The 22545-nt window shown below is 72.3% G+C and carries 10 protein-coding genes; 9 read left to right on the top strand and 1 reads right to left on the bottom strand.

Annotated features, from left to right (window positions below):
* Positions 1-159 precede the first annotated feature (159 nt).
* The 9 genes from ABZT14_RS24395 (at position 160) to ABZT14_RS24355 (ending at position 20968) form a co-directional block, all read left to right on the top strand.
* The gene (locus ABZT14_RS24395; protein ID WP_356306316.1) at positions 160-1956 is read left to right on the top strand and encodes a carbamoyltransferase C-terminal domain-containing protein; all 1797 of its coding nucleotides are present in this window, start codon (positions 160-162) and stop codon (positions 1954-1956) included.
* 69 nt (positions 1957-2025) lie between these two features.
* Positions 2026-2376 (top strand): hypothetical protein, encoded by a 351-nt coding sequence (locus ABZT14_RS24390; protein WP_356306314.1) that lies wholly within the window; start codon positions 2026-2028, stop codon positions 2374-2376.
* 950 nt (positions 2377-3326) lie between these two features.
* Positions 3327-4913 (top strand): AMP-binding protein, encoded by a 1587-nt coding sequence (locus tag ABZT14_RS24385; RefSeq protein WP_356306312.1) that lies wholly within the window; start codon positions 3327-3329, stop codon positions 4911-4913.
* A 218-nt stretch (positions 4914-5131) separates the two neighbouring features.
* On the top strand, positions 5132-9679 hold the full coding sequence (locus ABZT14_RS24380; protein WP_356306310.1) for an amino acid adenylation domain-containing protein: 4548 nt from the start codon (positions 5132-5134) through the stop codon (positions 9677-9679).
* Positions 9676-15192, top strand: coding sequence for an amino acid adenylation domain-containing protein (locus tag ABZT14_RS24375; RefSeq protein ID WP_356306308.1), 5517 nt, complete (start codon positions 9676-9678; stop codon positions 15190-15192). Before ABZT14_RS24380 ends, ABZT14_RS24375 begins: the two co-directional genes overlap by 4 nt.
* The gene (locus ABZT14_RS24370; RefSeq protein ID WP_356306305.1) at positions 15189-16265 is read left to right on the top strand and encodes a Gfo/Idh/MocA family oxidoreductase; all 1077 of its coding nucleotides are present in this window, start codon (positions 15189-15191) and stop codon (positions 16263-16265) included. The genes ABZT14_RS24375 and ABZT14_RS24370 overlap by 4 nt, the downstream gene beginning before the upstream one ends.
* 422 nt (positions 16266-16687) lie before the next feature.
* A complete protein-coding gene (locus tag ABZT14_RS24365; RefSeq protein WP_356306303.1) occupies positions 16688-18433 on the top strand; it encodes an ABC transporter ATP-binding protein in 1746 nt (581 codons plus the stop codon).
* Positions 18434-18435: 2 nt separating this feature from the next.
* Positions 18436-20151 carry an ABC transporter ATP-binding protein gene (locus ABZT14_RS24360; RefSeq protein WP_356306381.1) on the top strand — a complete coding sequence of 572 codons (1716 nt, stop codon included), beginning with the start codon at positions 18436-18438 and terminating at the stop codon, positions 20149-20151.
* A gap of 7 nt (positions 20152-20158) precedes the next feature.
* Positions 20159-20968 carry an alpha/beta fold hydrolase gene (locus ABZT14_RS24355; protein ID WP_356306301.1) on the top strand — a complete coding sequence of 270 codons (810 nt, stop codon included), beginning with the start codon at positions 20159-20161 and terminating at the stop codon, positions 20966-20968.
* Positions 20969-21058: 90 nt separating this feature from the next.
* Here ABZT14_RS24355 and ABZT14_RS24350 read toward each other — a convergent pair whose 3' ends face one another.
* The gene (locus ABZT14_RS24350; protein WP_356306299.1) at positions 21059-21724 is read right to left on the bottom strand and encodes a TetR/AcrR family transcriptional regulator; all 666 of its coding nucleotides are present in this window, start codon (positions 21722-21724) and stop codon (positions 21059-21061) included.
* Positions 21725-22545: the final 821 nt, after the last annotated feature.

Here is a 22545-nt window from a genome sequence, read left to right as displayed (position 1 = left end):
GCGGCGCACCCGCCGTGACGGGTGGTCAGCAGGACGCGCCCAGCCGCCTTCCGGTGCGAACAGGCAGTGGATCCGCGCTGGTCCGTAAGCCGCCGACGTGTTTTCCGGTGGCCGGGGGCGGTGCACCTGAGACGGCACAACAGAGAAGGAATGAGATTCATGATTGTTCTGGGGTGCAACGGGTTCACCCGGGGCGCGGAGGTCTTCGCTGACAAGTTCGGCGCGGTCGGAATCGAGAAGCACTACGTGCTCGGACACGACGCGGGCGCGGCGCTGTTGGTGGACGGAAAACTGGTCGCCGCGGTCGAGGAGGAACGTCTCAACCGGGAGAAGAAGACCTCCGACTTCCCGTTCCAGGCGGTCAACTGGTGCCTGGAGGAAGCGGGCATTGAGTTCTCCGACATCGATCTCATCGCGGTTCCCTGGAACTTCTCCGACTCCATCTTCAACACCCTGATGTCCGAACTCGCGGCGGCCCCGCTGAGGCCCGTGGAGAAGGCCGAACGTCTCAGCCGCCTCAGCGAGTTGTTCGACAAGGCGCTCAGCCGTGAGGCGATCCTCGCCGACTTCGCCGAACGCACCGGCTTCACCCCGGACCCCGACCGGGTGGTGTTCGTGCAGCACCACCTCGCGCACGCCATGACCGGCTACTACATGGCCGGCAAGAAGGACAGCGCCTTCCTCATCAGTGACGGCCGCGCGGAACTCTTCTCCTCGGTGGTGGGGGAGATACGCGACGGTCACATCCGGGTGTTCGACGAGTCGACCATCAGCGCCAACGACTCGATCGGCAACCTCTACGCGTCCGTCACGCGGTACCTGGGATTCGTCCCCAACAACGACGAGTACAAGGTCATGGGCCTCTCCGCGTTCGCCGAGGCGCCCTCCCCGAACCCGTTCCTCGAACACATCGTGCAGCTGCACGACGACGGGCGCTACACCCTGTGCCGGCCCCACGACGTGGAGAACCCCCGCTGCTTCGACGACCTGTTCGAGCAGCACTTCGGCCCCTTCCAGGACACCGTCGAGTACAAGGCCTCGCTGGCCGCGGCGGCACAGGAGATGGTCACCGCCGTCACCAGCCACCAGCTGCGCGCGCTACAGACCAGGACCGATCTGGACCACCTGATCTTCGAGGGCGGGCTGGCCCTGAACTGCGTGAACAACACCCACCTGTTGGAGGGTTCCCGCTTCGAGGACATGACGGTCAGTTTCGGCGCCAGCGACACCGGAGTGGTCATCGGCGCCGCAGTCCACGCCTGGGCCCAGCACCCGGACACCAGTGGGACGCCCCGGGCCGAGACGGTCACGCCCTACCTCGGCCCGGCCTACGAGGAGTCCGCCATCGAACGGGCCCTGCACGACTTCGAGGACCGCGTGCAGTGGACCAGGCTGACCGAGGACGAGCTCATCGACCAGGTGGCGGACCTGCTCACCGAGAAGGTCGTCATCGGCTGGTTCCAGGGCCGGCTCGAACACGGTCCCCGCGCCCTGGGACACCGCAGCATCCTGGCCAACCCGAAGTTCCCCGACATCAAGGACGTCATCAACACCCGGGTCAAGCACCGGGAACCGTTCCGCCCCTTCGCGCCGATCGTGCTGGAGCACGACGCGCCCAAGATCTTCGAGATGGGCCGCAAGAACCGCTCGCCCTACATGACCTTCGTCTTCCCCGTCCGCCCTGAGTACCACGACGTCATCCCCGGGGCGACCCACGTCGACGGAACCTCCAGGGTGCAGACCCTCACGGACCAGGACGCACCGCTGCTGACCGCCCTGCTGCGCCGGTTCACGGCCCGGACGGACGTGCCCTGCCTGATCAACACCTCCTTCAACGTCGCGGGGGAGCCCATCGTGTGCTCCCCCTCCGACGCGCTCAACTGCTTCCTGGGCACCGAGATCGACTACCTGGTCCTCGGCAACCACCTCGTCACCAAGACCAGTCGGCCCGCGTAACGTCTCCGACTCTCGTGCCGGGACGCTTTCCCGTGGCGTCCCGGCACGAGGAACACGAAAGGTGTCTCGATGTCCATCGGCCATGAGAAGCCCGAGGGCCTGCCGACGCTCACGCAACACCTGGAGACACTGGCCACCCGTCTACGGCACTCCGACCAACGCGTGCCCGAGATCAGCGCCGCCCGCGACGCCCTCACCTGCGCGGCGCTCCTGCTGCGCACCCAGCAGCACCACGAGGACGCGACCCTGCACACCGATCTGCTGCACGAGGCCGTGGGCGTCGCCCGCAGCGTCGTGGAGACGACGAAGTACGCCTGCCGCGCACGCACCGGAATACACCGGGCCGGCACCTCCTCCCCGGTGTCCGTGCCCTCCCCGGGAGCCGTGCAGGGAGGGCGGGCGGAGAAGGTACGGGACTGATCCCCGGTACCAGGGGCCGGCTGAGCCGCCCCGTAGGCCTGGCGGCTCAGCCCTGGGCGTCCTGCGGTACACCGGGTGGGCGCCTGCCGTGACCGGCGGGTTCCGGTCACCGGTACGGGCCCGGACCCCAGAGGTGGCGTCAACCCTCCGCCGAGCCCGGCCGGTTCACCCCCCCGGCGGCCCGGGCCGAGGTGCCCTCTCCCGCGCGGAACCCCGTAGGTCACGGCCGCCAGTCGCGCCGGCCCCCGCCCACTGGAGGCGGCCGGCGGGGCACCGCTGAGGGCGGGACGACCGCGCCGGCCCCAACGCCCCCTCGACGTGGGCCAGTTGGCCGCCTGCTCATCAGGCCGAGTGCGCGTCACCGGGCCCGGCCGCGCCCCGGGGGACGCCCACCCGGAACGCCGCGAGGAGAGTGGGCCGGCCCCACCACGTACCCCGGACATCCCCGTTCCCACCAGCCTGCCGTTCCCCGGGGCCGTCGGGACGGGCCCGCCATTCCCGGCGTCGGAGGACGGCTTCCCGGACGCCCGCACACGCACCGTGACCGGGCACAGACTTTGCGCATCGCCCCTCCATAGCTTGTGCAGAAAGTAGCCAGGTGGGCCGTGTCAGGCTGTTTCTCCGCTGAGCACCTCGTCGTGGGAGACGAGGGCTGGGCGGGTACGTGCGCGACGGAGTACGGGGCTCGGCCCACCGTGTGGGAGGCCCCGTCGGCGAGCCGCACGGTGAGCGGGGCGGTGCCACACACGCCGGCCCCTCCCGACCGTCGTCACGTGACCGAGGGCAGCGGAACTGGTCAGCACTCGTCGATCCATCCGGTCCGCCCCTGCCCGGCGACCGGCCTGCCTCACCGGACAGCTGTCGGGTCCTCACCCGCCCGCCGTCCGCCGCACCGAGACGACAGCTCTTCTGGACGCCGAGAGTGGGGATGACCCGTGCTTGAAGGTTGTGTGCCGTGGCCCGAGTCCTTCGTCCGTGACTACGAGACCAGGGGCTACTGGACGGACGAGGTTCTCGGGGGGCTTCCGATGTCGCTCCCCGGCGCCGAGGACAGGGCGGCCGTGGTGACGCCGAACCGCACCCTGACGTACGGCCAGCTCGACCGGGCCGCCGACCGTCTCGCGGCCGGACTGCGGGACCTCGGCGTCGGCGCCGACGACCGGGTGGTGGTGCACCTTCCGAACGACGCGGACATGGTCGTCCTGTGCTTCGCCCTCTTCCGGCTGCGGGCGCTGCCGGTGTTCGCGCTGCCCGCCCACCGCGCCTCGGAGATCACCCACCTGGTCAACACCTCCCAGGCGGTCGCCTACGTCTGCCCCGACCAGGTCCTCGACTGCGACCACCGGCTCCTGGCCAAGGAGGTCCTGGAGAGTACGGGCGGCTCCCTCCGGCACGTCCTGGTGGCCGGCGACCCGGGGCCCTTCACCGCGCTGTCGGAGGTGGACGCCGAGCCGGTGGACCTGCCGGCGCCCGACCCCCACGACGTCGCCCTGTTCCTGCTCTCCGGGGGCACCTCGGGGCCGCCGAAGCTGATCCCGCGCACCCACGCCGACTACACCTGCCAACTGCGGCAGACCTCACGGCTGTGCGGGTTCCAGGCCAGTACGCGCTACCTGTGCGCGCTGCCCCTGGGGCACAACTTCCCGCTGGCCTGCCCGGGCGTACTGGGTGTCCTGCGCCTGGGCGGTACCGCGGTGCTGGCCCCCGAACCCACCCCGCAGTCCTGCTTCCCCCTGATCGAGAGCGCCCGGGCGACGGTCACCTCGCTGGTGCCCTCCCTGGTGCCGTTGTGGCTGGAGGCCGCCGAGTGGTCGCCGCACGACCTGTCGTCCCTCCAACTGCTCCAGGTCGGCGGGGCCCGACTGAACCCCGCGACGGCCAGCCAGGTCCCCCAGGGCCTCGACTGCGTCCTGCAGCAGGTGTACGGGATGGCCGAGGGGCTGCTCAACTACACGCGGCTGGACGACCCGGAGAGCGTGGTCTTCCACACCCAGGGCTGCCCCCTGGTACCGGCGGACGAGATACGGGTGGTGCGCGAGGACGGCCGGGAGGCCAGGCCGGGGGAGGAGGGCGAGCTGTACACCCGTGGCCCGTACACCGTGCGCGGCTACTACCAGGCCGAGGAACGCAACCGCACCCGGTTCACCGAGGACGGCTACTACCGGACCGGCGACGTCGTACGGCGCACGCCCTCCGGCTACTTCGAGGTGGTGGGACGTAGCAACGACGTGATCAACCGGGGCGGCGAGAAGGTCCCCGCCCAGGAGGTCGAGGAGCACCTCCTCGCCGACCCGCGCATCGCCGCCGTCGCCCTGATCGGCCTGCCCGACGAGGACATGGGCGAACAGTCCTGCGCCTGTGTCGTGCCGAGCGACCCGCAGCACCCGCCGACCCTCCGCGAGGTACGGGTCGGACTCAACGACCGGGGCATCGCCTCCTACAAGCTCCCCGACCGACTGGAGATCCTCCCCGAACTGCCGCTGACCCCGGTCGGGAAGATCGACAAGAGGGCGCTGAGGAACCGGCTCCACGAGTGAGGAGAACCCCGCCGACCCGGCTCAGCCGGGCCGGCGGGCAGCAGCGGGACCGGCCACGGCGTCACCGCTGCCGGACAGTCCCAGCACACGTGCAGATTCCCACCAGCCGCCCCTGTGAGCCTGAGTCGGGCGTCCGGCCGCACCAGCGCACGGTCCGACGGCCGACGGCGCGCGGTGCCCGGCGGCCCACGGGGGAACCGATGAACCGGAGTTAACGGATGTCACAGCGGAACGTGTCGTCGGCGGCCTCCCCCTGGGAACCGCGAAGCCTGCGGCAGGAGGTCTCGCGGTTGCTGGACCGGGAACTGGGCCCGGCCGACGAGGACGTCAACCTCTTCGAACTCGGCCTCCAGTCCCTGCAGTTGATGCGACTGACCAGCCGGCTCAACCGGGCCGGGGTCCGCGCCGACTTCCAGCGCCTGGCCGCCGACCCCCGACTGGCCGCCTGGTACGAGCTGCTGACGGCCACCGACCCGGCCGGTGACCCGGCCCCCACCCCCGCCCCCGTGGCGCGAACAGCCGCCGAGGAGGGCGAGCCCTTCCCCCTCACCGCCGTACAGCAGGCGTACTGGATCGGACGGGGCGACGACCAGCCGCTCGGGGGAGTCGGCTGTCACGCCTACCTGGAGATCGACGCCGCACAGGTCGACCCCCGCCGCCTGGAGGCGGCCGTACACGCGCTCGTACGGCGGCACCCCATGCTGCGCAGCCGGTTCGAGGCTGACGCCACCCAGCGGACACTGCCCCGCTCACCCTGGCCCGGACTGACCGTGCACGACCTGCGGGACCAGCCCGCGCCGGCGGTGGCGCACAGGCTGGAGGAACTGCGCGGCCGGCTCTCCCACCGCCGACTGGACGTCGGCTCCGGCGAGGTGCTGGACCTCCAGCTGACCCGGCTGCCCGGCGACCGTGACCGGCTGCACCTCAACGTCGACCTGCTCGTCGCCGACGTCCACAGCATCCGGCTGCTCCTCGCCGACCTGGCCACGCTGTACGAGGACCCCTCGGGGCTGCCCGAGATGACCTACACCTTCGGGCAGTACCTCGCCGACCAGAGCCGCACCCGAGGTGCCGAACGTGAGGAGGCCCGCGCCTACTGGCAGCGCCGGCTGCCCCAGCTGCCCGGAGGGCCCGCGCTACCGCTCGCGGTGGAGCCCGACCAGGTGCGCGCCACCCACTTCGTACGCCGCACCCACGAGTTGACCCCCTCGCACTGGAACGCCCTGCGCCAGCGGGCCGCCCAGGCCGGGGTCACCCCCGCCGTGTTCCTGGCCACGGCCTTCTGCGAGGTCCTCGCCCGCTGGAGCGGGCAGGAACGCTTCCTGCTCAACCTGCCCCTGTTCGACCGCGACCTGGAGGCGCACCCACAGATCGAGCACGTCGTCGCCGACTTCACCAGCCTCGTCCTGCTGGAGGTCGACCTGACGCGTGGGCGGGACACCGCCCAGCGGGCCCGGGCCGTACAGCACAGGCTGCACCAGGACGTGGGGCACGCCGCGTACACCGGCGTCGACGTCCTGCGGGACATGGTCCGCACCGACGTGGACGCCCCCCGCGCCGCGCCCGTCGTCTTCGCCTGCAACCTCGACGCCCCCCTGGTCCCGGACCACTGCGCCGCCACGTTCGGGGAACTGTCCTGGATGGTCTCCCAGACGCCCCAGGTCTGGCTGGACCACCAGGTCTACCGCACCCGCGACGGCGGACTGCTGCTCGCCTGGGACGCGGTGGAGGAACTCTTCCCCGACGGAACGCTGGACGCGATGATGGCCGCGTACGCCACGCTCCTGGCCGACCTCGCCGACCGCGACCGCGCCGCCGCGCCCCGCATCCCCCTTCCCGCCGCCCAGTCCCGGCGCAGGGAGGAGGTCAACTCCACCTCCCACCCGGCCACCCGGACTCTGCTGCACGCCGACTTCTTCGACCGGGCCGCCGGCCGTGCCGCGCGCCCCGCCGTGCTGTGGGGCACCGACGGCCACCTCAGCCACGGCGAACTCGCCGACCGGGCACTGCGGATCGCCGCCGCCCTGACCCGACGGGGCGTCAGCCCGGGGTCGTCCGTGGTGGTCACCGTTCCCAAGGGGCCCGACCAGATCGCCGCCGTACTCGGTGTACTGGCCGCCGGAGCCACCTACGTACCCGTCGGCGTGGACCAGCCCGACGCCCGCCGCTCCCGCATCCTGCGCCTCAGCGGCGCCGACCTCGTCCTGGACGGCACCGGCGGCCCGCCACCGTCCGACGCCGGGGTCGAGGTGCTGACGGTCAGCGAGGCGCTGCACGGGGAGCCCCTGGACGCACCGTCACCCGTGGACCCGGACCAGGCCGCCTACGTCATCTTCACCTCGGGTTCCACCGGTACGCCCAAGGGCGTCGAGGTGACCCACCGGGCGGCGGCCAACACCGTCGAGGACATCGACCAGCGCTACGGCATCGGGCCGGAGGACCGCGTACTGGCCGTCTCCGCCCTCGACTTCGACCTGTCGGTGTGGGACGTCTTCGGCCCCCTGGCCGAGGGCGGCGCCCTGGTCCTGGTGGACGAGTCGGACCGCAGGGACGCCAGGGAGTGGCTGGCCCTGTGCTCCCGGCACCGGGTGTCGGTGTGGAACAGCGTCCCCGCCCTGATGGACATGCTGCTGACCGCGGCGGAGCGGTCCCCTCTGCCCTCATCGCTGCGGCTGGCCCTGCTCTCCGGCGACTGGATCGGACTCGACCTGCCCGGACGGCTGTCCGAGGCGACCGACGGCCGATGTCGGCTCGTGGGGCTGGGCGGCGCCACCGAGGCCGCGATCTGGTCCAACGCCCACGAGGTCGACGGGGTGCCGGCCCACTGGCGGTCCGTCCCGTACGGGAAACCCCTGCGCAACCAGAGGTTCCGCGTCGTGGACCACCGTGGCCGGGACTGTCCCGACTGGGTGCCCGGAGAACTGTGGATCGGGGGCGCGGGCGTCGCCCTGGGCTACCGGGGGGACGGGGAACTGACCGCCGAACGCTTCCCCGAAGTGGACGGTGAGCGCTGGTACCGCACCGGCGACCTCGGCCGCTACTGGCCCGACGGCACCCTGGAGTTCCTGGGGCGCGCGGACCACCAGGTGAAGATCAACGGGTTCCGCGTGGAACTCGGCGAGATCGAGGCCAGCCTCCAGACCCACCCCGAGGTCGCCGGGGCCGTCGCCGTCACCGTGGGGGACCGGCGACGGGAGGTGATCGCCGCCGTCGTGGAGCGGGTGCCACCACCGCCCGACCCGGACGTCCACCCAGCACCCCCGTACCCCGCGCACCACGCCCCCACGAGCGCGGAGCCGGGCCGGGACGAGGACGACCTGGAACGCCGACTGGTCGAGACCCTCCTGGCCGAACTCCTCGCCCCCGCCGTGGAGTCCGGTACGGACCCCGCCCGGGCCCTGCACGTCAGCGAGGAGCAACGCCCCGTCCTGCACGCCTGGTGCGCCCAGCTCGCACGGCACGAGGTCGTACGGCTGGACGGCGCCACCGTGTCGCCGGGCCCACGCTGGGCCCAGGCCCGCGCCCCCGAGCAGGTCCGACGGCTGCGCGAGCGGGCACAGGGCACCCACCTGGGGCCGGTGGCCTCCGCACTGTCCGGCGCCGTACCCCTCTTCGCGGCGGTGCTGTCCGGGCGGGCCCCCGCCTCGGTACTCCTGGAGGACCCCGTACTGTCCCCCGAGGGCCTGGGCGACGCGATGCCCGGAAGCAGAGCGTGTCTGGCCACCGTCGCCGACGCGCTGCGCGACCTCGCGGAGGAGGCCCCGCCCGCCGTCGCGGACTGGGACGCGGCGAGCGGTCTGGGCGCCGCCCGACTGCTCGCCGCACTCGAACCCGGCACCGTCGACTACACCGTGCTCGGCCCCTCGGCCACCCTGCTGTCGACGGCCGACACGCGGCTCGCCGACCTGGGACACCGGGTACGCACCGTCCACCAGGGCACCTCGGCCGTACCGGCCCCGCACCTCCACGCCTACGACGCGGTGGTGGCCAACAACGTGCTGCACCGGATGCCCTCCCCCCAGGTCGCCGCCGCCACCATGGCGTTGCTGCTCAAACCGGGGGGCCGGCTGCACCTGGTGGAGACCACCCGGCTCACTCCGCTCGCCCTGCTGGTCGCCCTGCCCCTGGACGCCCAGGCCGGCCGACTGCGACCCGGCCGCTCGCACGGATCGTGGCTGCACGACGGCCCGGACTGGGCCCGGGCCTGTACCGGGGCCGGGCTGGTCGACGTCCAGGTGGTACGCGCCGAACCCACCGGAGAGGTCCTCGTCACCGCACGACGACCCGACCGGGCGCGCGGCATCGACCCCGAGGAACTCCTTGGCTGGACGGCGGAACGACTGCCCGCCCACATGGTCCCGGCCAGCCTCGCGGTCCTGCCGGCCCTGCCCCTGAGCGGCAACGGCAAGGTCGACCGACACCGGGTCCAGGAGGCGCTCGCCACCCTGGCACCCCGGCAACGGGAGGAGGCGGAGCCGCCCCACGGCGCCGTCGAGAAGACGGTCGCCGAACTGTGGGCCGACCTGATGAGCCTGAGTTCGGTGGGCCGTGACGAGAACTTCTTCACCCTGGGCGGCGACAGCCTGCTGGCCACCCGCCTGGTGGCAAGGATCCACGACGCCTTCGGGGTCGAGCTGGCGATGCGCGAGGTGATGCGGGCGCCCACCGTCGCCGCTCTGGGCGCGTTGATCGAGGAACGGCAGTCCGCGCTCGGGGCGACCGGGGAGGCCGCGGCCGGTGACGATTTCGAGGAAGGTGCGTTGTGAACGCCAGTGAGCTGATCAGGGAGTTCGAGAGCGCCGGAATCCGTCTCTGGCGCGAGGGGGACCAACTGCGGTTCCGCGCCCCGCGCGGCGTCATGACCGACGAGCGCCTGGCGACGCTGCGCGGCAGCAAGGCCGAACTCCTCGCCTGCCTGTCCGAGGTCACCTCACCCGGGGGAACGTCCACCGACGCTCCCGCCGCCCCCGAGCCGCTGTGGCGGCCCGCACCACAGGACCGCCACCAGCCCTTCCCGCTGACGGACATCCAGTCCGCCTACCTGCTGGGCCGTGACGAGGCCTTCGACTACGGCGGCGTCTCCTGCCACATCTACCTGGAGTTCGAGCGGCCGGCCGACCTCGACCCCCAGCGGCTGCAACAGGCCTGGGACAGCCTGGTGGCACGCCACGACATGCTGCGCTGCGTCATCTCCCGGGACGGCACCCAGCGCATCGCGCCGACACTCCCGGACACCCGCCTCCCGGTCACCGACCTGCGCCGGGAGACCGCCGAGGTCGCGGCCGGGAAACTGGCCGCGCTGCGCGAGGAACTGTCGCACCGGGTCCACCCCCCGGGCGAACGCCCCATGTACGAGCTGAGGTTGACCCAGGCACCGGACCACAGCCGGCTGCACCTGTCGATGGACTTCATGGTGCTGGACTGGATCAGCATCCAACTGCTGCTGACCGAACTCGACCGCCGCTACGCCGACCCCGACTGCCCGCTGCCGGCGCTGGAGGCCACCTTCCGGGACTACGTCGCCGCCGAAGGCCGGCTGCGCGAGACCGACCGCTACGCCCGCGACCACGCCTACTGGCTGAACCGCGTCGACGACCTGCCCGCCGCCCCGGCCCTGCCCCTGGCCGAGGGCCACGACCCCTCCCGCACACCCCCGCGCTTCCGCCGACTGGGCACCTCCCTGAGCGAGGAGCGGTGGCGGGCCTTGCGGACCAGGGCGGCCGAGCACGGCGTCACGCCGGCCAACGCCGTACTCGCCGTGTACGCCGAGACCATCGGCCGCTGGAGCGCGGCCGAACGGTTCTGTCTGGGCCTGACCGTCCTCAACCGGATGCCGCTCCACCCCCAGGTCGACCGGCTGCTGGGCGACTTCACCTCCGTCAGCCTGCTGTCCGTGGACCACTCCGTCCGGGCGCCCTTCGCCCAACGGGCGCGCGACATGGGGGAGCGGCTCTTCGAGGACCTGGACCACGTGCTGTGCGGCGGGGTGCGGGTGCTGCGGGAGCTGGCCCGGCGCCGGGGACGCGAGGCGGCCCTGATGCCGGTGGTCTTCACCGGCGGCATCGGTGTCGTGGGCCGCGCGCTGGAGGGCGCCGGAGAACCCGCGCGGCCGGTGTACGGCATCAGCCAGACCCCGCAGGTGTGGATCGACTGCCAGGCCACCGACCAGTTCGGCGGTCTGGAGGTCAACTGGGACGTGCGGGAGGGAGTCTTCCCCGAGGGCCTGGTGGAGGACATGTTCGCCGCCTTCGACCGGCTGCTGCACCGCCTGGCCCAGCGGGACGCCCCCTGGGACGAGGCCGACCCGCTGGGCCTGCCCGAAGCCCAGTCCTCCCGTCGGAAGGCCGTCAACGCCACCGACGCCCCGGAACCGGGCGGACCGCTGCACGCTCCACTGGTCGAGTACGCCCGCCAGCACCCGGACCGGACCGCGGTGATCGACGGCGACGGCTCGTTGACGTACGGGCAGTGGCTGGGGCGTGCCGCCAGGGTCGCCCGGGAGCTGCGGGCCGCCGGCTGCCGTCCGGGGGACCTCGTCGCGGTCCTGATCGACAAGGGCTGTGACCAGACCGTCGGCGTGCTGGGCGCCCTGCTCGCGGGCGGGGTGTACGTACCGGTGGACACCGGTCAGCCACCCGTACGCAGGGACCGCATCCTCACCGGCTGCCAGGCCCGCTTCGTCGTACTCACCGACCCCGACCTGGGGCGCGGACTGCCCCCCGGGACCCACGCGGTGGACGTGACCGTGGGGGAGGTGCTGCCGCCGTCACAGTGGCCCCGAGACATCTCGGTGGCCCCGGACGACCTGGCCTACGTGATCCACACCTCGGGTTCGACCGGTGAGCCCAAGGGCGTGATGATCAGCCACCGGGCCGCCGCCAACACCGTGCACGACATCAACCAGCGCTTCGCGGTCTCCTCCTCGGACCGGGTGCTGGGCCTGGCCTCCCTGGCCTTCGACCTGTCCGTGTACGACCTGTTCGGGCCGCCCGCCCTGGGAGCGGCCCTGGTGCTGCCCGACCCCGCACGTCGCGGCGACCCCTCGCACTGGGCGGACGTGGTGGAGCGTCATGACGTGACGCTGTGGAACTCGGTCCCGGCCCAGTTGCAGATGCTCCTGCACTACCTCGACGCCGAGCCCCACGCGCTGTCCCGGCTGCGGCTCGCCCTGTTGTCGGGCGACTGGATCCCGCTGGCGCTCCCGGCCCACGCGGGGCGGCACCTGCCCGGGGCCGAACTGGTCAGCCTGGGCGGGGCCACCGAGGCGGCGATCTGGTCGATCCACCACCCCGTCCGCCGGGTCGAGCCGCACTGGCACAGCGTCCCCTACGGTGTCCCGCTGGCCAACCAGCGGTTCCACGTACTGGACGGAGCCCTGCGGGACCGGCCCGAACTGGTCGCCGGCGAGCTGTACATCGCGGGCACCGGGCTGGCGGAGGGCTACCTGAACGACCCCGAACGCACCGCGGAGCGCTTCCCCACCCACCCCGCCAGCGGCGAACGCCTGTACCGCACCGGCGACCTCGGGCGCTACCTGCCGGACGGTCAGATCGAGTTCCTCGGCCGTACCGACCAGCAGGTCAAGATCCGGGGGCACCGCGTCGAACTCGGCGAGATCGACACCGTGTTGGGCGAGCACCCCGCCGTCGGGTCCAGCGCCGTCCTGGTGCAGGGCGCCGACGCGATCGAGCGTTCCCTCGTCGCCTTCGTGGAACCCGCGGTACGCGCCGAGCCACCACGACAGGCGGTCGGCGAGGCGGTACGGAACTGCGCCCCGCCCCCGCCCGCCCACGCGCCGGACGCCGAGCGCGTGTCCACCTACGTCCGCCACCTGGACCAGGCGTTCCTGCTGTCCATGGCCGCCACCCTGGCCGCGCCCGGAGGGCTCACGCAGGAGGGGCCACCCCGCTCCGAGGAGGAGCTGGCCGAGCGGTTGGGAGTGGCCGAACGGCACCGTGGACTGCTGCACCGCTGGCTGGTGGCCCTGCGGGCGGCCGGACACGTCAGTCACGAGGCCGGCGCGCACACCTGGCGCGCCACCGCGCCGCCCGGGAAGGACGAGGTCGAACGGGCCTGGTCCCACCTGGCCGCCCACACACCGGAAGAGGTGTGCCCGCCCGCGCTGCTGGCCTACTTCCAGGCACACGCCGAGGCACTCCCGGCCCTGCTGCGCGGGGAGGCGCAGGAGGTCGAACTGTTCTTCCCCGGCGGCAGCCAGGAGGTCGCCCGCTCCTGGTACGTCGACAACCAGCCCGCCAAGCACCTGCTCGCCACCCTCGCCGCCGCCGTGCGCCGGGTGGCGGACGGAGTGGGGGAGCGGCCGTTGCGGGTGCTCGAAGTGGGAGGCGGCATCGGGGCGGCCACCGGACCGGTCCTCGACGCCCTCGGGGACCGGCCCGTGCAGTACCTGTTCACCGACGTCTCCGAGTACTTCCTCACCGACGCCAGGGAACGCTTCGGGGCCCGGCCGGGAGTGCGGTTCGGCCTGTTCGACATGAACCGTGACCCGCGCGCGCAGGGCCTGTTGCCCAACTCCTTCGACGTGGTGCTGAGCGCGGGCGCCCTCAACAACGCGCGCGACACCCCCCGCGTACTGGACCGGCTACGGGACCTGCTCGCCCCCCAGGGGTGGATCTGCCTGCTGGAGATGACCCGGGAACACCCGGAGATCACCGCCACCCAGGCGTTCATGATGGAGGAGCCCGAGGACCTCCGGCACGAGTCGGGAGCCCTCTTCGTCGACGAGGACCACTGGCACCGACTGCTCCTCGCGGCGGGGGCCCGGGAGGTGGTGAGCCTGCCCGGGCCCGACGACCCGTTCGCCGCCCTCGGGCAGGGCGTGGTCGCCGCCTCCTTCAAGCAGGACCGTGCCCGGATCGGGTCCGAGGAGGTCGTCCGGTGGGCGGCCGAGCGGCTGCCCACCCACATGGTGCCCGCGCACGTCCAGGTGATCGACGCGCTGCCGCTGACCTCCAACGGCAAGGTCGACCGCAGACAGCTGCTGGACTGGGTACCCCGACGCGGAGACCGCGCCACGGCCGAGGAGACCGAACCGCCGCGCCCCGGACTGGAGCAGCGGGTGGCCGAACTCTGGGCCGACCTGCTGGGAGGGGAGGTCCCCTCCCGGGAACAGGGCTTCTTCGACGCCGGCGGCGACTCGCTGCTGGCGGCACGCCTGGTGGGACAGCTGCGCGAGGGGGTGCCGGAGGCGGCGGAGGTCTCCTTCGACGTCCTGCTCCGCGCGCTCCTGCACACCCCGACCGTCGCCGGTGTGGCCGCCCGACTGGCCGCGTCCCCCGACCCGGAGGCCGGCCCCGAGGCGCACCGGGGGGCCTCCGCCCGGCAACGGGGCGCCCTGGTCGACCTCGGTGGGACCGGCACCGGCCCGGTACGGCTGCTGGTGCACGAGGGGCTGGGCACCCTGGCGCCCTACCGCCCCCTGGTCACCGAACTGGCCACCGCCGGCCCCGTGTTGGGGCTCGCGGTGGACGACAGCGAGGGCTATCTGCGACTCCCGGCGCACCGGCTGGTGGAGGACCTGGCCGCCCGGTACGCCCGCGAGGTGCTCGCCGCCGGGCACCGCGAGGTCGAGGTGGTGGGCTACTGCTCCGGTGGCCTGGTCGCCGCCGAACTCGCCCGCGCGCTCGACGAGAGCGGGGCCGAGGTGCACGGGCTGACCGTGGTCTCCAGCTACCGCATCCCCTACCGCCTGCACGACCAGCTCATGGTCGACTACGCCTTCGCCCGCGTCATGGGCGGCGACCTGGAGTCGTTGGGCTGGCCCGCCGACGAGGGCGACATGGGCCACGCCCTGAAGGCGGCCCTCGCCCGGTCCCCGAAGGCGCTGGAGCCCGGTGCCTTCGCCCTGCTGGACGGGGACGAGCGGCTGAGGGCCGTCGCCGAACGCTTCCGCGCGCTGGGGGAGCGGCCACAGGAGGAGCGCCGGCAGGCGCTGCGCGACGCCCTGGCCCACACCGGCCCCGGGCTGGACAACGCCGAGCAGGTGGCCGCCCTGCACCGGGTCTTCGAGCACACCGTCCAGGCCGTCACCCACTACGAACCACTGCCCTACGCCGGTGACGTCACCTTCCTGCGCCCGTCGGAGCCCACCCACTTCATCCCCGGATTCCAGGACGACATGACCCGCTTCTGGCGTGAGATGTGTCTGGGCGAGCTGACCGTCGTGGACGTCCCCGGCGACCACTTCACCTGTATCCAACCCCCGCACGTACGGCGAACCGCCGCGACCGTCACGGCGAGCACCGGGGCGCGGCGATGAGCCGGCCCGAGCGCGCCCCGGTGAACGTGGTGGTCTGCGGCACCCGTTTCGGACAGGTCTACCTGTCGGCGCTGGCCAGTTGCCCGCGGCGGTACCGGCTGGCGGGCATCCTGGCACGCGGCAGCGCCCGGTCGGTCACCCTCGCCGAGGAGTACGGCGTCCCGCTCTACCACTCCGTGGACCAGCTGCCGAAGGAGGTGGACCTCGCCTGTGTGGCGGTCTCCAGCTCGGTCGGAGGAGGCCAGGGCGCGGAGCTGGCCCAGCGGTTGATGGAGCGGGGCATCCACGTACTACAGGAACACCCGCTCCACCCGAAGGAGTTGGCGGACTGCCTGCGTACCGCGCGTGGCGCGGGAACGCAGTACCTGCTGAACACCTTCTACCCCCACCTGGAACCCGTACGGCGCTTCATCACCGCCGCGCGGCGGCTGGTGGCACTGCGGACCCCGGTGTTCGTCGACGCGATGTGCGCCGTCCAGGTCTCCTTCGACCTCCTGGACATCCTCGGCGAGGTCTTCGACGGGCTGCGCCCCTGGTCGCTGACCGGACCGGTCGGGGCGGTCGACCGCCCCCTCACCGCCCTGGACGCGACGGTGGCCGGTGTTCCGCTGACCCTGCGGGTGGAGAACCGGATGGAGCCCGGGGACGACAGTTCCAGCCTCTTCCTGCACCGCGTCACCATCGGCACCGACGCCGGCAACCTGACCCTGGTCAACACCCACGGGCCGGTGGTCTGGAGCCCCGTGCTACGTCTCGCGCCGGACCCGGCCGGACGTTTCGTCACCGCCTCCGGCCACCTCGGCCCCGAGGTGCTCGGACCGGCGGAGGGGCCCTCCTGGGCCGAGGTGCTCGACTCGGTGTGGCCGCGGGGCGTACTGCGGGCCCTGGACGAACTGTGCGCACGGGTCGAGGCGGGCGGCGACCCCCTGCGCGGCGCCCAGCGGCATGTGACGGTGGCTCACAGCTGGCAGGAACTCACCGAGGTGCTCGGCTACCCCCAGGCGGCGACCCCCCGTTCCGGCCCTCCGGTCACCGCCGCCGACCTCCTGCCCGCTGACGGGGCGGCGCGGTGACCGCCCGGCGCGCAACGTCCTCGCTCGCCTCGGGACCCGGATGACAGGGGTACCTACTTTCTGTAAAGTTACCGTACGCGTATGGTAATTCGGGTGATGGGAGGTCCGGTGAACCAGGTGCGATCGCACCGGGGGCGGGGACCTCTCGCACGGTTCCCGGCGTTCCCGGTCCCGTCGCACGTGGCCGGAACATCGCCGGCCGTATCACCGGCGACACCACCGGACCCCCACCTCGACCGAGACATCGCCCCCCGCCACTCGTTACCGACAACCAGCACTCCGCCGACCGACCACTGGACACCCGAGGGCATCGGCGCTTTAGCAAAGGAGGTGCGGTAGTGACCACCGAAGCGGACTCCGCCCCACAGGGCGGCCCTCCCGCCGCGGAAACCGAAACTACCGGACAAAACCCCCTCGTTGGGGTGCTGTGGCCCTACCGGCTCCGCCTGGTCGCCGTCCTTCTCCTACAGATCGTCAGCGCCCTCGCCGGCCTCGCCCCCCTGATCGCCGTCGTGGAGGTGGGACGCGCCCTGCTCTCCTCCGGTCCCGTAGACGAGGGCCACGTGTGGACCGTCGTCGCCCTCGGCGCCGGCGGCCTCCTCGTCCGGGTCGTGTTCGCGGCCCTCTCCTCGGGCATCGGCCACCTCCTGGACGGCGAACTCCAGCTCTCCCTGCGGCGCCTGCTCGCCGCCCGACTGGGCAAGGTCCCCCTCGGCTGGTACGCGCGGCGCAGCTCCGGCGAACTCGGCCAGGTGGTGCAGAACGACGTGGCCGCGCTCCACCCGTTGACCGCGCACACCCCGTCAGAGGCCACCTCGGCCGTCGTCGTACCGCTGGCCTGCCTGGTCTACCTCTTCGCCGTCAACGTCTGGCTCACCCTCGTCGCGCTGATCCCCGTGGCCCTCGGCCTCGCGCTGAACCTCATGCTGATGTCGGACCGCCGACGCCGCGACCAACAGGCCCTGGACCAGGCCATGGGCCAGATCGCCAAGTCCGCCATCGAGTTCGTCGAGGGCATCTCCGTGGTGAAGACCTTCGGCGCCTCCGGCCGCGCCCATCGCGCCTTCATCAAGGCCGCCGACGACTTCGCCGACTACTTCCTGGGCTGGGTCCTCGGGGTGGCGGGGCTGGGTGCCCTGGCCTCGCTGGTGCTCTCCCCGCCCTTCGTACTGGTCCTCATCCTCACCGGAGGTACGGCGCTGATCACCGGTGGCGGGATGACCCCCGCCGACCTGCTGCCCTTCCTGCTGCTGGGGCTCGCGCTGACCGCCCCCGTGGCGGCCCTGGGACACGGCCTCGACGACGTACAGGCGGCCCAGCGCGCCGCCGGACGCATCCGCGAACTCCTCCAGGCACCGCCCCTGCCCGAGCCGTCCCGACCGCTGACCCCGCACGGCACCCAGGTGGAACTGCGCGACGTCCACTTCTCCTACGACCCCGGACACGAGGTGCTGCGCGGCGTCAGCCTCACCCTCGCCCCGGGCACCGTGACCGCCCTGGTGGGCCCCTCCGGGAGCGGCAAGTCCACCCTGGCCCAGCTGTTGCCCCGGTTCAGCGACCCCACCCAGGGGAGCGTCCGGTTCGGCGGGGTCGACCTGAGGGACATCGCCACCCGCGACCTCTACCGCCAGGTGGCCTTCGTCTTCCAGGACGTACGGCTCCTCCGCGCCAGCGTCGCGGACAACATCGCCCTGGCGGTCCCGCACGCCGACCGCGACGACATCGTCCGCGCCGCCCGGCTCGCCCGCATCCACGACCGGATCCTCGAACTGCCGCGCGGCTACGACTCCGTCATCGGCGAGGACACCAGCCTGTCGGGGGGCGAGGCCCAGCGCATCTCCATCGCCCGCGCGCTGCTCACCGAGGCCCCGGTACTGGTACTCGACGAGGCCACCGCCTTCGCCGACCCCCGTACGGAGCAGGAGGTGCGGCGGGCCCTGGACACCCTCCGGGAGAACCGCACCCAACTGGTCATCGCCCACCGGCTGGAGACCATCGCCGAAGCGGACACCGTCGTCGTCCTGGAGGACGGCGCCGTCTCCGAACTCGGCTCACCCGCCGAACTCCTCGCCGCGGACGGCAAGTTCGCGGCCATGTGGAGAGCCCAACCGGCCGCGCCCGACGCGACGCCGCACGACCGTGACACCATCGCACAAGGAGGCTCGTGACGGTGATCCGTCTGCTACTGCGCGTTCTCGGCGACGAGCACTCCCCGCAACTACGCCGCACACTCGTCCTGATGACGGCCACCGCCGTCGCCGAGGGACTGTCCTACGCCCTGCTGGTCCCCATGCTCACCGCCCTGTTCGGTGACGAACCCTCCGACGCCTGGCCCTGGTTGGGCGCCTTCGCGGCAAGCGCCGCCGTCACGGCCGTGCTGCGGTACTACGCGGACGTGGCCGGCTTCCGCGCCGGAGCCGTCCTCTCCCGGGGGCTCCACCACCGGCTCGGTGACCACCTGGCCCGACTCCCGCTGGGCTGGTTCACCCCCCGGCGCATCGGTGAGGTGTCGGTCCTCGCCAGCCGCAGCGTGCTCCAGGCCATGGCCGTTCCGGCCCACCGCTTCCAGCCGCTCATCGGCGCCTGCGTCACCCCCCTGACCGTGGTCGCCGTGATGCTCTGCTACGACTGGCGCATGGGCCTGGCGGCCCTCGCCGCCGTACCGGTGGTCGCGGCCATGCTGGCCTGGACCGGCCGGGCCACCGCCGCCCAGGACGCCGAACGCGCCCGCCGGGACGAGGAGGCGGCCGGCCGGGTACTGGAGTACGTACGAGCCCAGCCCGTACTGCGCGTGGGCGGCCGGACCTCCGACGGCTTCAAGCAGTTGGAGGACGCGCTCGAAGGGCAGCGGCACAGCCTCCGACGTTCCGCCCTGTCCGCGCTGCCCGGTGTCCTGGGGCTGTCGTTCAGCGTGCAGGCCCTCTTCACCGCCCTGCTGGTGCTGGGCACCGCCTCCGCGCTGGGTGGACAGACCGGTCCGGCCGAGGTGCTCGCCCTGCTGGTCCTGGCCGCCCGCTGCGTGGACCCGCTGCTGTCGCTGTCCGACCTCAGCGGTCAGATGCGGGCCTCACGCGGTGAGTTGCGGCGGCTGGAGGCGGTACTCCGCGAGGAGCCGCTGCCGGAAGCCGAGGAGCCGATGGAACCGGGCGGCAACGACCTCGCCCTCAACGCGGTCACCTTCCGCAGGGGCCGTCGCACCATCCTCGACCAGCTGTCCCTGACCGTCCCCGACGGCACCCGTCTGGCGGTGGTCGGCCCCTCCGGCTCCGGCAAGACCACCCTGCTCCAGCTCATGGCGCGGTTCCACGACGTGGACGGCGGCGCGGTGCGGGTCGGCGGCGTGGACGTGCGGGACATCGGTACCGAGGAGCTGATGAGCCACATCTCCGCCGTCTTCCAGGACGTCTACCTCTTCGACGACACCATCGAGGCCAACGTGCGCCTGGGCAGGCCGGACGCGGATGAGGCCGAGGTCCGTGCCGCCATGACCGCCGCGCAGTTGGAGGAGACCATCGACCGGCTGCCGGACGGCTGGTCGACCCGGGTGGGGGAGGGCGGTTCGGTGCTCTCCGGCGGTGAGCGCCAACGCGTCTCCATCGCCCGGGCGTTGCTGAAGGACGCGCCCATCGTCCTGCTGGACGAGGCGACCTCCTCGCTGGACCCGGAGAACGAACGAGCCGTGCAGGAAGGGCTCAACCACCTGCTGAAGGGACGGACCGTGGTCGTGGTCGCCCACCGACTGCGCACCGTCCAACAGGCCGACTCCATCGCCTTCCTGGACGGCGGTCACATCGTCGAACAGGGAACGCACGAGGAACTGCTCCGCAGAAAGGGGCGCTACGCCCAGTTCTGGCACACCTCCCTGGCATCCGCACCGAGTGAGTGAGGCGAAGATGTTTCCCGAACCTCCCGCACGGCCTCCGGCGGGGACCGCCGTCCGCCGCCCGGCACCCCGCCGGTGCGCCCGGGCGCGGGTCCTGTGCTTCCCACACGCCGGCGGCACTGCCGGGGCCTACCGCAGGTGGGCCGTGGAGGCGCCCTGGGACGTGGAGTGGGCGGTGGTGCAGTACCCGGGCCGCGAGGACCGGTACCAGGAGCCGGCGCCCACCGACATGGCCGAACTGTCCGGGGCGATCGCCAGGGAACTCCTGGCCGACGCCCGGGACGCGGTACCTCTGCCCACGGTGCTGTTCGGACACAGCATGGGCGCCGCCGTCGCCTGGGAGGTCGCCCGTCAGCTGACCGCCGCCGGACGGGAACCCGCGGCGGTGGTCGTCTCCGGCCGTCCCGCCCCCGCGCTGTCACGGCCGGGCACCGTGCACCTGGGCAGCGAGGACGACCTGGTGTCCGACATGCGCCGGCTCGGGGGCACCGGTGGCGGCATCCTGGAGGACGAGTCCCTGATGGCGGCCGTACTGCCCACGATCCGGCGCGACTACCAACTCATCGAGACCTACCGACCACTTCCCGGGGCACCGCTGCGCGCCCCGGTCACCGTTCTGTACGGCGACCGGGACCCCGAGGTCGACCAGCGGGAGGCCGAGGGCTGGCGGGAGGCCACCCGGGGGGCCTGCGCGCTGCGGGTGTTCTCCGGCGACCACTTCTACCTGGAGGAACACCGCCGCGAGATCCTCGACCTGATCGTGGGTGAGGGGCGCCGGGCGGCGGATGCCGTATCCGAGGCGTGGCCCACCATGCCGTGACCCTTCAGGCGTCCACCCGGCGCGGCGGACCGGCCCGGTCCCGCCGCGCCGAGCACGTCGGCCGGAGCTCCTCCGGCCGACCGTGTCCGGTCAGGCGGCGGCGAGCAGCCCGTTCACGAGTGCTTCGAGGCTCTGCCGGTGGGTGTCACGACGCGTTAACTCGGCCCACCTGTCGGCGAGGGAGGACAGTCGCGGGTATGCCTCCGCCGACAGACTGGCGAAGGTCCGGTCGCGGTGCGAGGGGGTCGGGCTCTCGGCCTGCCGGCGCTTGCGGCTGACCTGGATCAGCAACTCGCCCACGGTGTAGTACCAGATGGCGCGGTAGGCGTCGACGGCCTGCTCGGGGCTGAGGCCGCACTCCATGGCGGCGTCCACCATCGCCTCGACGATCCACAGCGCGGACTTGGCCATGAGGTCGTCCGAGGCCAGGACCTCCACGATCCAGGGGCAGCCGGCCAGGACGTCGTGCAGCAGCTGTCCCGCGGCGATCATCCGCTCACGCGGGTCCTCGGGCAAGGTGGGGCGGGGGATGGTGCGAGCGTGCTCCTCCAGCAGGAGCAGCAACAACTCGTCCTTGTCGCGCACATGGTGATAGAGAGCCATCGGCGTGCTCTTGAGTTCCCGCGCCAGGCGTCTCATCGACAGACCGCCGGCGCCCTCGACCGCCAACAGCCGCTGGGCCGCGGAGATGATCGCTTCCTGTGACAGGCGGGGCGGGCGTCCGGTTCGTCCAGTGCGCTTCGCTTCAGGGGACATCGGTCTATCTTCCTCCACGAGTTGACGCCCGCCTCCCCGGCCCCGGCCCGACGTGGGGCCCGTGGGCGGCCCCGTCCGCGAAGGTGCTGCGGCGGCCCGTCGCTCCCGCAGAGCTGAGGCGGGAGCAGGGGTGGGGGTGACAACCAACCGGAACACCGCTACTTTATTGTACGTGTACACCTTACGGGTACGAAAAGCTGGGGGTCGGATGCCCGGACCGAAGTCGAGCAGCGTCCTGAGCGACGCTCGGGTCACCGTTCCGTCCCGGCCTCCCGCACTGTTCGCGCCCACCGAGGTGGCGTCGAAGGAGGCCCGCGCCGAGCCTGAGACGCTTCGGATCCCCGCTCGCTGACCCGGTCGCCGAAACCGGGTCCGGTGGCGGTGAGCGCTTCGCCGTCGACTCCCTCCGTGGTCTTCGCGGTGTGCGGCCTGGCCGCGCGCCGGGTGGTGGTGGGTGTGGCGGACGTGGCGAAGGGTGCCCTGTGTCTTAAAAGGGCTTTTCCCGTTCGTTGATGCGGCCGGGGAATTGGTACCGCGAAGTCGTCAACTCCGCGGTGCGCTATGAAAAGGGCTCTCTGAATATGTTTGGCGGGTCCCCGTGGGAGGTAGTCAGGTGCTTTTCGCATCTGTTGTGTGGGGGCCCGTTTCGGTAATCCGAAACCCGTTCAGTTACAGGTTGACCCGCTGCAGTCAACTCAGTACAGTCGCTAGCCAGTTCGACCGATGTGCCGTCTGTACACCGTGGCGTTTCGAGGTGCCAAGTTGACGAGATCGCAATTGCATTCACTGCTGGATGCGCACGGTGCGCAGGGTGCTAATAA

The organism is Streptomyces sp. NPDC005438 (genome assembly GCF_040606315.1).
In the GTDB taxonomy this organism is placed as follows: Bacteria; Actinomycetota; Actinomycetes; order Streptomycetales; family Streptomycetaceae; genus Streptomyces.
This window is presented reverse-complemented; position numbering and strand designations above follow the sequence as displayed.

What these genes read in the sequence shown, in the direction of transcription:
- ABZT14_RS24355 (WP_356306301.1), top strand. Translation starts at nt 20,159, where the DNA reads ATGTTTCCCGAACCTCCCGCACGGCCTCCGGCGGGGACCGCCGTCCGC.
- ABZT14_RS24390 (WP_356306314.1), top strand. Translation starts at nt 2,026, where the DNA reads ATGTCCATCGGCCATGAGAAGCCCGAGGGCCTGCCGACGCTCACGCAA.
- ABZT14_RS24380 (WP_356306310.1), top strand. Translation starts at nt 5,132, where the DNA reads ATGTCACAGCGGAACGTGTCGTCGGCGGCCTCCCCCTGGGAACCGCGA.
- ABZT14_RS24350 (WP_356306299.1), bottom strand. Translation starts at nt 21,724, where the DNA reads ATGTCCCCTGAAGCGAAGCGCACTGGACGAACCGGACGCCCGCCCCGC.
- ABZT14_RS24395 (WP_356306316.1), top strand. Translation starts at nt 160, where the DNA reads ATGATTGTTCTGGGGTGCAACGGGTTCACCCGGGGCGCGGAGGTCTTC.
- ABZT14_RS24370 (WP_356306305.1), top strand. Translation starts at nt 15,189, where the DNA reads ATGAGCCGGCCCGAGCGCGCCCCGGTGAACGTGGTGGTCTGCGGCACC.